Raw genomic sequence first — 14,080 nt, forward strand, 5'->3', positions numbered from 1 at the left:
CCTACCCAATTAAAATACCAGCATATCCGACAACTCTGTGATAATCACCACTTGCTTTTGCACTTGTTGAGTGCTCTACAAGCTTCACATTATTCAATTTTAACATTCTTGCCAAATAAAGTGCAATAGTAACAGGGAAGATACCGCACATCGATATCCTTTTCTCAAAAACGATATTATAAAGTCCTTCCGGGTCAATGTCCAATATTTTTTCAATTGCTAATTTGTCCTTATAGTTAGTAACCTCTTCACTTTCAAAATGATTGAAATCAGTACTTACTACTATCGTAAAACTGCCATCTTTTATTATTTCATATATATCCTTTGCAACATTAAAACACTCATTTTTTGTAAGATGAGAAACTGTAATAGGAACAATATTTATATCATCTTTCAGATATTTTAAAATCGGAAGTAATACTTCAAGTGAATGCTCTTGGATATGAGCCATTGTATCTCTTTTTAAAATAACACTTTTTTCAACAAGCAAATCAACGGTATCTTTATTGACCGTAACATCCCCACAAGGTGTTTGCCACTCACCCTCAGGAAAGACTGCAACCTTTTCCCCCAACCCTGTATGATTTGGACCAAGTAAAATTATATTTTTTTCAATTTTGTTGATAGATTTTAAAGTTTTAACTGCAGTTTCACCGGAATATATGTAACCTGCATGCGGCACAATCGCTATTTTTGCTTCCACTTGTAATTTTACATTACAGCTATCAACAAAATTCTTTATTGCTTTAAAAGACTTTGGATAAAAAACACCCTCAACTACTGCTTTCCTGTGCATAAATAACGCCCCAGTTTATGATACCACTCTTCAGGCATTTTAACTGAAATATTAAAATAGCTGTAATCGTTTAACAGTATATAATTTTTTTCCGATTTTACAAGATATGGGTTTTCGTTTACATAAATGGCAAATTCGCTGAGTTTCTTAAAATTATTCTTTTTGAAAAACTCTAATCTTTTACTAAATAATATATCGGCATCTTTATCGCCAACAACGTACAATTTATTGCCATTTAAAAACATCTCATATTTTAAATCTTTAATAAAAAAAATAAAATAATTAAAATGAAGGGCATTTGAAGTTTCTTTATCGACTTCTAAAATAGTCACAATTTTTCTTTTACAATCTCTCTCACTTAACATGTTTTTAGAGTATGAAAAAATCACTACTTCATCGTCATTTGGCTTACCATTAAAAATATTGAAATCATTCTTTTGTTCAAAAAGTATTTTACCTTTGTTAATTAGATACAGCTCCTTTGAAGTACCCTTAAAAGGAATATTCTCAATAACAGGATGTCTGTAAAAAAGTCCTCTTTTAAATTTAAAAGCATTCTTTTCTAAAAACTCACTCTCCCGATTTTTATCACTATAGAACAAAAATTCATTGTCAAAATGTACCGATAGTTTGTAACAATTTGCTGCCATAATATCTTTATCAACACAAATTTCAGTTTTTTTACCAAACTCCTCTATCTTTTTGGCTACCTTTAGCATATTAGGGGAGGGGTTAATAAATATATACCTATTAATATCTTTTAATTTCATTGTAAAATGCATCCCTTTCAACCGGATTAAAACCGGCAGATTTAATCAGAAAAGCAAGCTCATCAATAGTAAGTCCTTCTTTTGACTTTGCTCCTGCTGCATGAGTAATCTTCTCTTTTACTATTGTCCCATCAAGGTCATCAGCACCAAAATTTAGGGCAACTTGTGCCGTTTTTTCTCCAAGCATGACCCAATAAGCTTTAATATGAGGGATATTATCCAATACTATTCTACTTAAAGCAATAATCCTCAAATCCTCTACACCGGTTACCGGCAACCTTTCCGAGAGAAAAGTATTGTCAGGATGAAAAGACAAAGGGATAAAAGCCGAAAAACCTCCAGTCTTATCTTGCAGTCTTTTTATTTTTAACAAATGTTCCAATATATCTTCCTCAGCTTCTAAATGTCCATAAAGTACTGTTGCATTTGTCCTAATTCCGTTATTATGAGCTGATTCCATAATATACAACCATCTATCAGCATCAATCTTTTCGGGGCAAATCTGATTTCTAATCTTTTTATCCAATATTTCCGCTCCGCCCCCAGGAAGCATTTCAAGTCCTGATAATTTTAATTTATCAAAAACGCCATCAATACTAAGTCCTGAAATTCTTGAAAAGTAATCAATCTCAACTGCACTGAAAGCCTTAATTGTAAGAAAAGGGTATGTCTGCTTAATGCTTTTTATCATATCCAAATAAAACTCAAATGGCTTTGACGGATGAAGCCCACCAACAATATGCACTTCCACACAACCTACAACCTTGTCTGAAAGATATTTCAAAACATCATCGACTGACATTTCATAAGCATTGTCCTCACCTTCATTTTTAGCAAAAGCACAAAATTTACAATGATTTACACATATATTAGTATAATTAAGATGAACATTCCTCACAAAAAAAACATCATCGCCGTAAAGCTGTTTTTTTATATTAAAAGCTTCTTTTCCAAGCTCTAACAAATCTTTTTTCAACAAACTTTTCATTTTACCTTCCAATTATTTATTACCTTTTTTCCTCATAGCAGACTTAAAAGCTGAAACAATCTCCTTGTCAAACTGAGTCCCTGTGCATCTGTCAAGCTCTTCAAAGGCAAGCTTTGGATCTCTCCTCATTCTATAACTTCTATCTGTAGTCATTGCATCATAAGAATCGGCAACATGCAATATTTTTGCTCCCAAAGGGATATCTTCAGCTGTTAGTCCGTAGGGGTATCCGCTACCATCCAATTTTTCGTGATGATATAAAACGTAATACGGTACATCACCCAGAAACTCAATAGGGGACAAGATATCTTTGCCATGAATAGGGTGCTTTTTCATCTCTTCGTATTCTTCATTCGTCAATCTATCAGGCTTAACTATTATTTCAGTGGGGACACCAATCTTGCCAATATCGTGCAATAATCCGGCATATATCATTGCATCTTTAAACTCCTCGTTTAACCCCATCTCCTCAACAATCATCAAAGAGTACCTTTTTACATTCTCCGAATGCCCCATAGTATAATGGTCTTTTGCATCAACCGCTTTTGAAAGTGCTGTTATTGTTTCCAGATAACCTTTGGATAAATCTTCAAAACTATATATATTTAACAAAGAGAGAGAGAATTGGTCAACATAGATACTGTGTACTTTACAGTCCAAATCTGAATAACTTCTGGAACCTTCTCTGAAAACACCTACAATCCCCCACAAACCTTCTCTGCTCTTCATAGGTAATAATAAGAGATTTATATCTTTACCGTTTAACTTTACTGTTGTTTCATAGTGTTCTAAATTTGAAAATATAGTCAATGCTTCCTTATAACTAAAGTTATCGGTAATAAACTTGTTAAGATTTTTATCTACATTCACATCCTTTATATATTCTCTTGTGAAAAGTCTTATAAAATATCCATCATTTTTCAGAAAATCAAAGATAATTGTATTCATTTTCTCAAATATTTCATCAACATGCATAATATTAGCAAAAAATTTGCTCGAATCGTAAATTGATATAATCTGATTTAACTCGACAACTTCTTTTTTTAACTTTTTATTTTCAATTGCCTTTAATATTTTATTTAATAAATCCTCAACTTTAAAAGGTTTGGTAATATAATCGTATGCACCAAATTTGACACTTTCCACGGCTGTGTCAAGGCTTGGAAAACCAGTTATCAAAATAACCTCAACCTGATACTCCCCTTTTATCTTTTTTAAAAGGGTGACCCCATCCATTTCAGGCATTTTAATGTCGGTTAAAACAACATCTATATTTTTCTCCTGCAAAACCTGCAAAGCTTTTGGTCCGCTATTAACAGAAAAAACCTCAAAGCCTTCAGTCCTTAAGATTATTTCAATACTCTCTCTGATATAATCTTCGTCATCAACAACAAGTACTTTATAGTTTCTGGCATCTTTCATTCGGCTCTCCGAAGTGCAATACTCTATTTATAAAAATACAAAAACCACATTTTCCCGACATATTATAAGAAATTAGAAAATTTAACCTATTTGGTCAACAATAAAAATGAATAAAATAAAAAACCTAAAAAAAATGGGGGCAAAGCCCCCACAAACTATCTTAATTTAGCTAAAAAACGTTTTTCCAAATCTGAAACTAGTCTAGTCAAGATTCCATTGGTCTCTTCGTCAGTTAATGTCTTTTCATTATGTGAAAAGTAAATTCTAAAAGCAAGACTGACATTTTCCAAACCAATTTTTTCATCTTCAAACTTATCAAAAACAATACAGTTTTCAATAAGCGGGTCATATGACAATATAAATTTTCTTATATCTTCACTGAAAATATCCTTTTTGACTAATAGAGATAAATCTTTGTAAACAAATGGATACACAGAAAAACTCTTAAACTTAATTTTTCTGTCTTTAACAATATTTACAAGCTCTTCCAACTCCAATTCAGCAACATAGACAGGAAGATCGATATCTATTTTTTCATTAATATCAGGATGAATGCAACCAATAAAGCCGATTTTTTTATCTTCTATATAAATATCAGCTGATTTTCCGGGGTGAAGAAACTCAAAGTCAGACCTCACAAAATTAAAGTTTACATTGAAAAACTTACCTATATTTTCCAAAACCCCTTTCAGGTAATAAAAAGTTTCAGTCTTTTTTATTTTATCCCAATAAAGCCCAAAAAAATCATCTGTAACCGCAATAGAGAGACTAACTTTTTGCTCAGGAAGCCCATCATCCTTTTTTAAATAGGTAGAAGCGACTTCAAAAAATCTGACATTTTTGTAACCATTATTTAAATTGTTTTTAATATTCATCAGAAGGCTTGGAAAAACAAATGTCCTCATTACCGCCAAGTCTTCTGAAATCGGATTTAAAAGTTTGACAAATTTTTTACTGTCGTCAAAATGGCTTAAAAATCTTTCAGATGTAAAAGAATAATTTATAGCCTCCACAAAACCTAAAGCTGCAAGGTGTCTTTTTATATCCATTACTGCTTTTAATAGTGGTTTTTTAACTCTTCCGTCAGCTAAAATTTCAGGAGTAGAAGTTGGTATATTGTTATAACCGTAAACTCTTGCCACTTCTTCAACTATATCTTGCCAAATCTCTATATCCACCCTGTATGAAGGGGGCACCACAACATAATCAGTGCCTTGTTTTGATAATTTAAAATTAAGTCTTTTTAATATGTTGACAATTTCATCTTCTGAAATTTGAAGCCCGATATAAGAGTTTATCTTGTTAAAATTAACTTTAACTTCTTTATCCTCATAACCTTTTGGATTATCACTCAGTGTATTCTTTAAGATTTTACCGCCGGATAGCTTTGATAAAAGGTAAGCGGCATAGTCTACCATCTTATAAGTATTTTTCATATCTATTCCTCTTTCATACCTATAAGAGGAATCTGTCTGCATACCAAGCCTGCGTGCAGTTAACCTAATACTGTCGGGTTTGAAATAAGCACATTCTAAAAACACATCTTTTGTATTGTCATTGATTCCGGAATACTCGCCGCCCATAACCCCTGCCACAGCAACAGCTTTCTTCTCATCTGCAATTACAAGCATCGACTCATCTAAAACTTTCTCTCTACCGTCAAGGGTTACTATTTTTTCACCTTTGTCGGCATTTCTAACTACAATTCCACCTTCTATCTCATTTAAGTCAAATGTATGAAGGGGCTGACCATATTCCAAAAGGACATAATTTGTAACATCTACTATATTGTTGATAGGTCTAATACCGGCCTTACGAAGCCTATTTTGTATATATAATGGAGATTGCTTTATGGCCACATCTTTTATGATTCTACCAAGATATACAGGACATATCTCACTATTTTTCACTTTCACATAGGAATATTTATTTGCATCCTCTTCTAATTCCTGAATTGAAAACTCCCTCTCTTTTACCTGCAAACCATACAATGCAGCTATCTCCCTTGCAACACCTATTACACTTAGACAATCAGCCCTGTTAGGTGTAATTGATATTTCAAGGACATAATCCCCAAGCCCCAAGATTTTGTTAGGGTCATCCCCAATCTTAATATCTTCCGGCAAAACATAAATACCTTCACTTTTTTCTTCAAGTCCAAGCTCACTAAGGGATGCAATCATACCAAAAGACTCCACACCCCTTATCTTAGCCTTTTTGATTTTAAAATCTCCCGGCAACACTGCTCCTATTTTACAAAAAACTATATTTTGCCCCTTATCAACATTTTTGGCACCACAAACTACCTGATACTCTTCTTTGCCATCAAAGACTTTACACACTGAAAGTTTATCTGCATCAGGATGCTTCTGCTTTTCCAAAACATGAGCCACAACAATATTTTCTATTGAAGGGATATGCTCTACAGACTCCACTTCAAGACCAGACATAGTAAGTCTGTCAGCAATCTCATGCGGGTTAATGCCATCTATATCAATAAACTCTTTTAACCACTCTAAACTAACTTTCATAATTCACCTCTAAAATTGACTCAAAAACTTCATGTTGTTTTCAAAAAACAACCTCAAATCATTAATACCAAACTTAAGCATCGTAATTCTCTCTATCCCCATTCCAAATGCATAACCTCTGTATTTTTGAGAATCATAACCGACAGATTTAAAAACGTTCGGATGAACCATACCGCATCCTAAAATCTCAAGCCACCCAGTATTTTTACAAACCCTGCAACCTTTAGAATTACATATTACACAACCCATATCAACTTCAGCGGAAGGTTCTGTAAACGGGAAAAAGCTCGGTCTAAACCTTACAGGCACATCATCTCCAAAAAGTCTCTTTATAAAAAGTGTTAATGTCCCCTTTAAATCACCAAAAGTGACCTTTTCATCCACTAATAAGCCTTCAACCTGATGAAACATAGGTGTATGAGTTACATCACTATCACACCTGTAAACTTTTCCCGGTGCAATTATTTTTACCGGAGGTTTTTGTTCCAACATTGTCCTTATTTGAACAGGGGAAGTATGAGTCCTAAGGAGCACTTCTTCTGATATATAAAAAGTATCCTGCATATCCCTTGCAGGGTGAGCTTTAGGAATGTTTAAAGCCTCAAAGTTATAAAAATCTGACTCTATCTCAGGTCCGGTTGCTACTTCAAACCCCATAGCAGTAAATATATCAACAATTTCGTTGTAAACTTTTGTAATAGGGTGAATACTTCCATAGTTTATAGGAAAGCCCGGAAGCGTAATATCTATTTTTTCAGAAGCAAGCTTCTGTTTTCTTTCAATCTCTTTCAATGCTTTTTCTTTCTCATCATAGCTATTTTCAAACAAAACTCTCAACTCATGTATTTTCTTTCCAAACTCAGCTCTTTTATCGCTTTCTATATCTTTTAGATTTTTATTAAGCTGTGATATTATCCCTTTTTTACCAAGATACTTAACCTTTAGTTGATATAGGTCACTAAGGCTAGATACTTTTTCTATCTCTTCCAAAATACTCTTAATATCGACACCTAAATCCATAAAACACCCCGATTATGTTTAAAGAAAATTTATATTATAAATTTAGATAAAAATAAAGGGGTGCTTTTGCACCCCGTCTAAAAGGTCTTAAGCTGAGACCTTTTTAACCAATTGCTCAAATTCTTGAGGATTATTAACTGCCATTTCTGACAAGACCTTGCGGTCAATATCGATATTTTTATCTTTAAGCATACCGATAAATCTGCTGTAGCTTAAACCATACTGTCTAACAGCAGCATTAATCCTAATAATCCAAAGCCTTCTAAAATCCCTTTTCCTCTGTTTTCTTCCTTTATAGGATTCAGCTAAGGCTCGTTCACCTATTTCACGGCTCTTTTTGTAAACATTATTGGGAACACCAACAAATCCTTTACTGACTTTGAGCCATTTGTTCCTTCTTCTTCTGGTTTTAAAACCACCTTTTGCTCTTGGCACATTTTCCTCCTTTTACCTGTTATGCGTAGGGGAGCAGTTTTTTGATATTTTCTGCATCAGCCCCTGTCAGGATGTCAGGGCGGCGCAAAGCGCGCTTTCTTTTTGCGGATTTTGAGGTGAGGATATGCCTCAATCCGTTTCTTTTGAACTTCACTTTTCCGCTGCCTGTAACTTTAAATCTCTTGGCAGCACCCCTATGGGTTTTCATCTTAGGCATCTAAACCTCCTAACTAATTAGCCTTCGGTGCTAAGACCATTGTCTGCTGACGACCCTGCATCTCCGGTTTTTTTTCTACAACACAGAGATCTTCTAAATCACTAACTAATTTATTTAGTAATTCAAGGCCCTGGTCCATAAACATCATTTCCCGACCTCTATAACGGACCACAACCTTAACCTTATCACCATCTTCTAAAAATCTTCTGACATGTTTTAATTTTACACCGTAATCATGCTCTTCAATTTTTGGTCTAAACTTTATCTCTTTAATATCAATTTGATGTTGCTTCTGTTTCTTCTTGGCTTCCTTCTCTTTCTTACTCTTCTCAAATTTGAACTTGCTATAATCCATTACTTTACAAACCGGAGGTTTAGCTTGAGGAGCAATTTCAACCAAGTCATAACCTTCTTCTTCTGCAATCTTTAGCGCTTCAGCTATAGATACAACCCCTTTTTGAGTACCGTCCGAAAGAATTAACCTAACTTCAGGTGAGGTTATTTCCTCGTTTACTCTTTCCTTATCAACTTCCTTAACTATAACTCACCTCCATAATTGTTGAGTCTTCGATTTATCAAGCTCTCTTAATACACCAATATATTCTGAAAAATCAAGATTATTTTTATTTTCTCCATTTCTCAGCCTTACAGAAACCTTTTTATTTTCCATTTCATCATTGCCAATAATAATCATATGAGGAATTTTTTCCATTTGAGCTTCCCTTATCTTATACCCAATCTTTTCATTCCTTAAGTCAAGCTCTACCCTAAACCCATTGGATTTTAGTTCGTTATAAAGCTCTTTACAATAATCAATCTGCGTGTCACTGATATTCAGTATTTTAACCTGTACAGGAGCAATCCACATTGGGAAAGCACCCGCGAAATGCTCAATCAGTACCCCAAAAAATCTTTCTAAAGAACCTAAAAGTGCTCTATGCACCATAAAAGGCCTCTTTTGCTGACCATCTTTGTCAACATATGACATATCAAATCTTTCAGGAAGATTGAAATCGAATTGTATTGTTGTCATTTGCCATTCTCTACCGATAGCATCCTTTACCTTTAAGTCAATTTTAGGGCCGTAAAATGCTCCACCACCCTCATCTACTTCAAATTCAATCCCTGATGATTTTATAGCCTCAGTTAAAGAGTTTGTAGCCTTCTCCCACATCGACTCATCGCCCACACTTTTTTCAGGCCTGGTTGCAATATAACCTTTTATATTCTCAAATCCAAACGCTTTCCACATTTCAAGGGAAAAACGCAATACCTCTTTTATTTCTGACTCAATCTGATCTTGTGCACAAACGATATGGGCATCATCTTGAGTAAAACCTCTTACCCTTAAAAGCCCATGCAATACACCAGAACGCTCATAACGGTAAACAGTACCAAGCTCAGCCCATCTAAGGGGTAAATCTCTGTAAGATCTTGTCTTAGATTTATAAATCATAATATGGAAAGGGCAGTTCATTGGCTTTATAAAGTAATTTTGCCCTTCTATATCCATTGGTGAATACATATTTTCATTATAAAAATCCAGATGGCCTGAAGTCTGCCACAAATTAGATTTTCCTATATGAGGCGTATACAAGAGCTCATAACCATTTTCGTAGTGTTTTTTTCTCCAAAAATCCTCAATGGTAGCCCTCATCCTACCACCTTTTGGCATCCAACAAATTAAACCTGAACCGATTTCATCAAATGTTGAAAAAAGCTCCAACTCCTTTCCGAGTTTTCTATGATCTCTTTTTTTAGCTTCTTCAAGTCTGTTTAAATAATCATCCAAATCTTCTTTTTTAAACCAAGCTGTACCGTATATGCGCTGAAGCATTTTATTGTTTTCATCACCTCTCCAATATGCCCCGGCGACATTTAACAATTTAAAAAACTTTATTTTCCCCGTGCTTGGTAAATGAGGTCCGCGACAAAGGTCAACAAAATCCCCCTGTTCATAAAGTGAAACTTCGCCCTCCTCAAGCTCATTGATTATCTCCACCTTAAAAGTTTCGCCCATTGAACTAAAAAGCTTTACTGCCTCATCTTTGCTCAAAACTTTTCTTCTTATCTGTATATTCTCGTCGCTAATCTTCTTCATCTCTTTTTCAATTTTCTCTAAATCTTCAGGAGTAAAAGGCCTTTCAATATCAAAATCGTAATAAAAACCATCTTCTATATTCGGACCTATCGTAACTTTTGCTTCAGGAAAAAGTCTTTTAACTGCCTGAGCCATTAAGTGAGCAGTAGAATGTCTAAGAATATCAAGCGCTTCTTTATCCTTATTGGTAACAATTCTGACCTTATCTCCATCTTTCAAATTATGGTATAAATCTACCAATTTACCATTTACCTCACCTGCAATAGCAACTTTGGCAAGGCCATTACTAATTTTTTTAGCCAAATCAATTACAGTAGCTTCTTCCATTAACTCAAACACGTTTCCATCAGGCAAATATATGTTCATACTATCCTCGCTTTATAATTTAGATGGAGCCAAGGGGGGTCGAACCCCTGACCTCATGAATGCCATTCATGCGCTCTCCCAACTGAGCTATGGCCCCTAAAATGAATGTGTTTATATAACATTAGAACAAATCATTCAACCTTTTTTTCTAAAAAATTAAGAAATATCAAATTTTAGTTGATCTATATCAACCCCTCTAAGTATATCGCGATACTTAAAGGTCTTTTCCAATAATTTATTTTTAATAAAATGCTCTATTATTATCTTTTGCATACTATCCAAAATATTTGAATAATCTTGGTTAACATAAGGCTCATTTTCCAATAATGAAATAAGATTTATCTTAACATGTATTAAATTTGTATTCGTGCTTTTATCAAGGCTACATTGCAATATATTGTTACTGTTTGTGTTTTTAGCAACCGCCTCAAAAATACGGTAGAACTCGTCATCAACATATGGCTCAATACTGCCATCATCCTTAACTATTTTTAACTGATAATAACTATTGTAATAAACCCCATCAAGTTTAGAATATCTAAAAGAAGCAACAAGTCTCATAATTAAACCTTTTAATTAAAATATTGACTACTGAACGAATAATAATATAATCTTCCCAATATTTCAATATGAAGGTATATACAAATGACTGAAGAAAATATATTAAAAGTAGAATTACTTACCGAAACTTACGAAGCTTTATGTAGGAAAGTCGAATTCATAGCAAGTAAAGACATTGGTACCATTAGGTTGGATGAGATAAAAGCTCTCATCAATGAGCTCAAAAATTTCCACAAGTTTTTGTGGAATTTAATGACTAGATACAGCTTTGAAAACAGTGAAATATATAGGGATTATACTGATGAGTGTATTAAGACCCTGAATGATATCTATCTGGAAGCAGAACTTTATGGTTTTAAGGATGATTTAAAAATTAGGTTACAGCAAGCACTTGAAAAATACATTGACTCATGCTTCTTAGAACTAGATAATACTTTTCTCCCCTTTCTAAACAAAACAGTTTTTTTGAAAAACCTCTCTTTAGGTATTAAATTAATAGATGCTCAACATAAGTCGCTATTTGTTTTCATTGATAAATTTGTAGCTAAGATAATGGATAACGCATCAAAAGAAGAAACTCTCAAGGTTGTGAATTACCTTGAAAAATATACTGACAAGCATTTTAGTGATGAAGAAAAATTGATGAAAGAAGTAAACTATCCTGAAACTTCAAACCATATTAAAGAGCATAGCAAATTCAAGCAAACAGTATTAAGTATCAAAGACCAGGTTGGCGAAAAAAATACTGAACTAATCGAGGAGATATTTTTAGGGCTTAACGAATGGTTAATAAAACACATTCTCGGCTCGGACAAAAAATTTGCAGATTTTTATCATGGAAAATAAAAAAATCAAATTTAAACATAAAGTCAACTACAATGAGGTTGATAAAAACTTAAACTTAAGAATCGATTCAATTTTTAGTTATCTTCAATATGCCGCTGTCACTCACTCCGAACAGGTTGGCAACGGGACTGAGTTTTTAAAAAGCTTAGGCTACACATGGATTTTGGCTAAATTACAGATCGAAATATCCGATTTACCCACTTTTGGAGATGAGATTGAAATAGTAACATGGTCACTTGGAGCAAAAGGTTTCACTGCTACAAGAGATTTTGAATTAAAAAAAGACGGTATGGTCTTTGCAAAAGCTACATCTGTTTGGTATTTTATTGATTTAGGAAAGCGAAAAATAGTAAAAATTCCAAGTGAGATAATTGAAAAATACAATTCTCTTACTATTAAACCAAACTTTGAGAGTCTTCAAAAAAAGAAGTTTGATTTTGATGGGAATATATCATTTTCTGATAAAATTACACTTAGGTATTCCGATTTTGACTCTAATGAACATGTAAACAATACTGCTTATTTCAATTACCTTCAAACAGGACTTTTTAATTTTAAAGGGGAATTACCATTTATAGAGTCAATATCTTGTCAATTTTTAAAAGAGATACCTCAATCGTATAAGTCTGTAAATATTATACTTTCTGAACAAGATAAAACAGGCAAATTTCTAATTAAAGATGATATAGATTTCTGTACCGGAGAATATAAATTAAGGGGCTAAACTCAGCCCCTTTTTTGTTATAATCTTGAAAAATCTAAGGTAGCAAAAAGGTCATCTATTGTTTCTGCCCTTCTGATAAGCTCTACACCTCCATCCTCTTTAAGCAAAAGTTCTGCAGACCTTAGTTTACCGTTATAATTAAAGCCCATTGCATGTCCATGTGCACCTGCATCATGTATTACAATAATATCGCCTCTTTCTATTTCAGGCAAATTTCTATCAATAGCAAACTTATCATTATTTTCACACAATGAACCAACTACATCGTATACCATATCTTTAGGCTCATTCTCTTTGCCAAGCACAGTAATATGATGATATGCACCATACATACCAGGCCTCATAAGATTTGCCATACTGGCATCAACACCGATATATTTCTTATAAATGTCCTTTTTATGAATAGCTTTGGTTACAAGATAACCGTAAGGTCCTGTAATCATCCTGCCGTTTTCCATATAAAGCTTTAAAGGGTCAAGCTTTGTACCTTTTACCTTTTTATCAAATAAATCTTTAATTTTATTTCCAACATACTCCAAATCAACAGGATTTTGTTCAGGTCTATAAGGGATACCGATACCACCACCCATATTGATAAATTCAAACTTTATCCCAACTTCATTTGTAATCTCATGAGCAACATCAAGGAGCATATTTACAGTATCTACAAAATATTCAGGATCAAGTTCATTAGATGCCACCATCGTATGTAACCCAAATCTCTTTACTCCTCTCTCTTTACAAATCTTATAACCCTCAAACAATTGCTCCTTTGTAAACCCATATTTAGCTTCTTCAGGCTTGCCAATAATAGCATTACCACCTTTAAGAGGACCAGGGTTGTACCTAAAACAGATTAGCTCAGGAAGTCCACAAACTTTATCTACAAAATCGATATGAGTAATATCGTCCAAATTAATTATAGCCCCCAACTGTTTAGCCTTGACATATTCATACTCAGGTGTCTCGTTAGAAGTAAACATAATGTTTTCTCCAACAATCCCTACCTTTTCAGACAAAATAAGTTCAGCCATTGAACTGCAGTCGGCCCCAAATCCTTCCTCTTTTAAGAGTTTTAAAATATATGGATTAGGTGTTGCCTTAACTGCAAAATATTCCTTAAATCCATCATTCCAACTAAAAGCCTTTTTTAATCTTTTAGCATTTTCCCTAATCCCCTTTTCATCGTAAATGTGAAAAGGTGTAGGATATTTTTCAATTATTCTCTCAATCTGCTCTTTAGTAAAAGGCAATTTCTTATCCACCATAAACTGATTCCTCCAAAAAATTTTGCACACATAAC

14 protein-coding genes and 1 tRNA gene are annotated in these 14,080 nt (G+C 33.7%); 2 read left to right on the forward strand and 13 right to left on the reverse strand.

Annotated features, from left to right (window positions below; genetic code table 11):
* Position 1: 1 nt before the first annotated feature.
* The 12 genes from amrB to LF845_RS07130 form a co-directional block, all read right to left on the reverse strand.
* A complete protein-coding gene (amrB, locus tag LF845_RS07075; protein ID WP_242820309.1) occupies positions 2-796 on the reverse strand; it encodes an AmmeMemoRadiSam system protein B in 795 nt (264 codons plus the stop codon).
* Entirely contained in the window at positions 778-1,566 is a 789-nt protein-coding gene (locus tag LF845_RS07080; RefSeq protein ID WP_242820310.1) for a hypothetical protein, read from the reverse strand. Before LF845_RS07080 ends, amrB begins: the two co-directional genes overlap by 19 nt.
* Positions 1,547-2,554 (reverse strand): aminofutalosine synthase MqnE, encoded by a 1,008-nt coding sequence (gene mqnE / locus LF845_RS07085; RefSeq protein WP_242820311.1) that lies wholly within the window; start codon positions 2,552-2,554, stop codon positions 1,547-1,549. Before mqnE ends, LF845_RS07080 begins: the two co-directional genes overlap by 20 nt.
* Positions 2,555-2,566: 12 nt before the next feature.
* Complete coding sequence (locus LF845_RS07090) at positions 2,567-3,976, reverse strand: HD domain-containing phosphohydrolase (RefSeq protein WP_242820312.1); 1,410 nt, start codon at positions 3,974-3,976, stop codon at positions 2,567-2,569.
* A 155-nt stretch (positions 3,977-4,131) separates the two neighbouring features.
* Complete coding sequence (pheT, locus tag LF845_RS07095; protein ID WP_242820313.1) at positions 4,132-6,507, reverse strand: phenylalanine--tRNA ligase subunit beta; 2,376 nt, start codon at positions 6,505-6,507, stop codon at positions 4,132-4,134.
* Between the two features lie 9 nt (positions 6,508-6,516).
* Positions 6,517-7,527, reverse strand: a complete 1,011-nt coding sequence (pheS, locus tag LF845_RS07100; RefSeq protein ID WP_242820314.1) for a phenylalanine--tRNA ligase subunit alpha — start codon at positions 7,525-7,527, stop codon at positions 6,517-6,519.
* Positions 7,528-7,614: 87 nt separating this feature from the next.
* Entirely contained in the window at positions 7,615-7,962 is a 348-nt protein-coding gene (rplT, locus tag LF845_RS07105; protein ID WP_242820315.1) for a 50S ribosomal protein L20, read from the reverse strand.
* A 19-nt stretch (positions 7,963-7,981) separates the two neighbouring features.
* Positions 7,982-8,179: a 50S ribosomal protein L35 gene (gene rpmI / locus LF845_RS07110; RefSeq protein ID WP_242820316.1), complete on the reverse strand. Its 198-nt coding sequence runs from the start codon at positions 8,177-8,179 to the stop codon at positions 7,982-7,984.
* A 13-nt stretch (positions 8,180-8,192) separates the two neighbouring features.
* Positions 8,193-8,720: a translation initiation factor IF-3 gene (gene infC, locus LF845_RS07115; protein ID WP_341352899.1), complete on the reverse strand. Its 528-nt coding sequence runs from the start codon at positions 8,718-8,720 to the stop codon at positions 8,193-8,195.
* 3 nt (positions 8,721-8,723) lie between these two features.
* Positions 8,724-10,646 (reverse strand): threonine--tRNA ligase, encoded by a 1,923-nt coding sequence (thrS, locus tag LF845_RS07120; RefSeq protein ID WP_242820317.1) that lies wholly within the window; start codon positions 10,644-10,646, stop codon positions 8,724-8,726.
* Positions 10,647-10,670: 24 nt separating this feature from the next.
* Positions 10,671-10,743, reverse strand: a tRNA-Ala gene (locus LF845_RS07125).
* Positions 10,744-10,802: 59 nt separating this feature from the next.
* The gene (locus tag LF845_RS07130; protein ID WP_242820318.1) at positions 10,803-11,207 is read right to left on the reverse strand and encodes a hypothetical protein; all 405 of its coding nucleotides are present in this window, start codon (positions 11,205-11,207) and stop codon (positions 10,803-10,805) included.
* Between the two features lie 84 nt (positions 11,208-11,291).
* Between LF845_RS07130 and LF845_RS07135 the strand changes: the two genes are divergently transcribed.
* Both LF845_RS07135 and LF845_RS07140 read left to right on the forward strand, forming a co-directional pair.
* The gene (locus LF845_RS07135) at positions 11,292-12,053 is read left to right on the forward strand and encodes a bacteriohemerythrin (RefSeq protein ID WP_242820319.1); all 762 of its coding nucleotides are present in this window, start codon (positions 11,292-11,294) and stop codon (positions 12,051-12,053) included.
* Positions 12,043-12,777 carry an acyl-[acyl-carrier-protein] thioesterase gene (locus LF845_RS07140; RefSeq protein WP_242820320.1) on the forward strand — a complete coding sequence of 245 codons (735 nt, stop codon included), beginning with the start codon at positions 12,043-12,045 and terminating at the stop codon, positions 12,775-12,777. Before LF845_RS07135 ends, LF845_RS07140 begins: the two co-directional genes overlap by 11 nt.
* A 17-nt stretch (positions 12,778-12,794) precedes the next feature.
* Here the strand turns inward: LF845_RS07140 and lysA are convergent, their stop codons facing one another.
* Positions 12,795-14,045, reverse strand: coding sequence for a diaminopimelate decarboxylase (gene lysA, locus LF845_RS07145; RefSeq protein ID WP_242820321.1), 1,251 nt, complete (start codon positions 14,043-14,045; stop codon positions 12,795-12,797).
* Positions 14,046-14,080 lie beyond the last annotated feature (35 nt).

The organism is Deferrivibrio essentukiensis, assembly GCF_020480685.1.
Taxonomy (GTDB): domain Bacteria; phylum Chrysiogenota; class Deferribacteres; order Deferribacterales; family Deferrivibrionaceae; genus Deferrivibrio; species Deferrivibrio essentukiensis.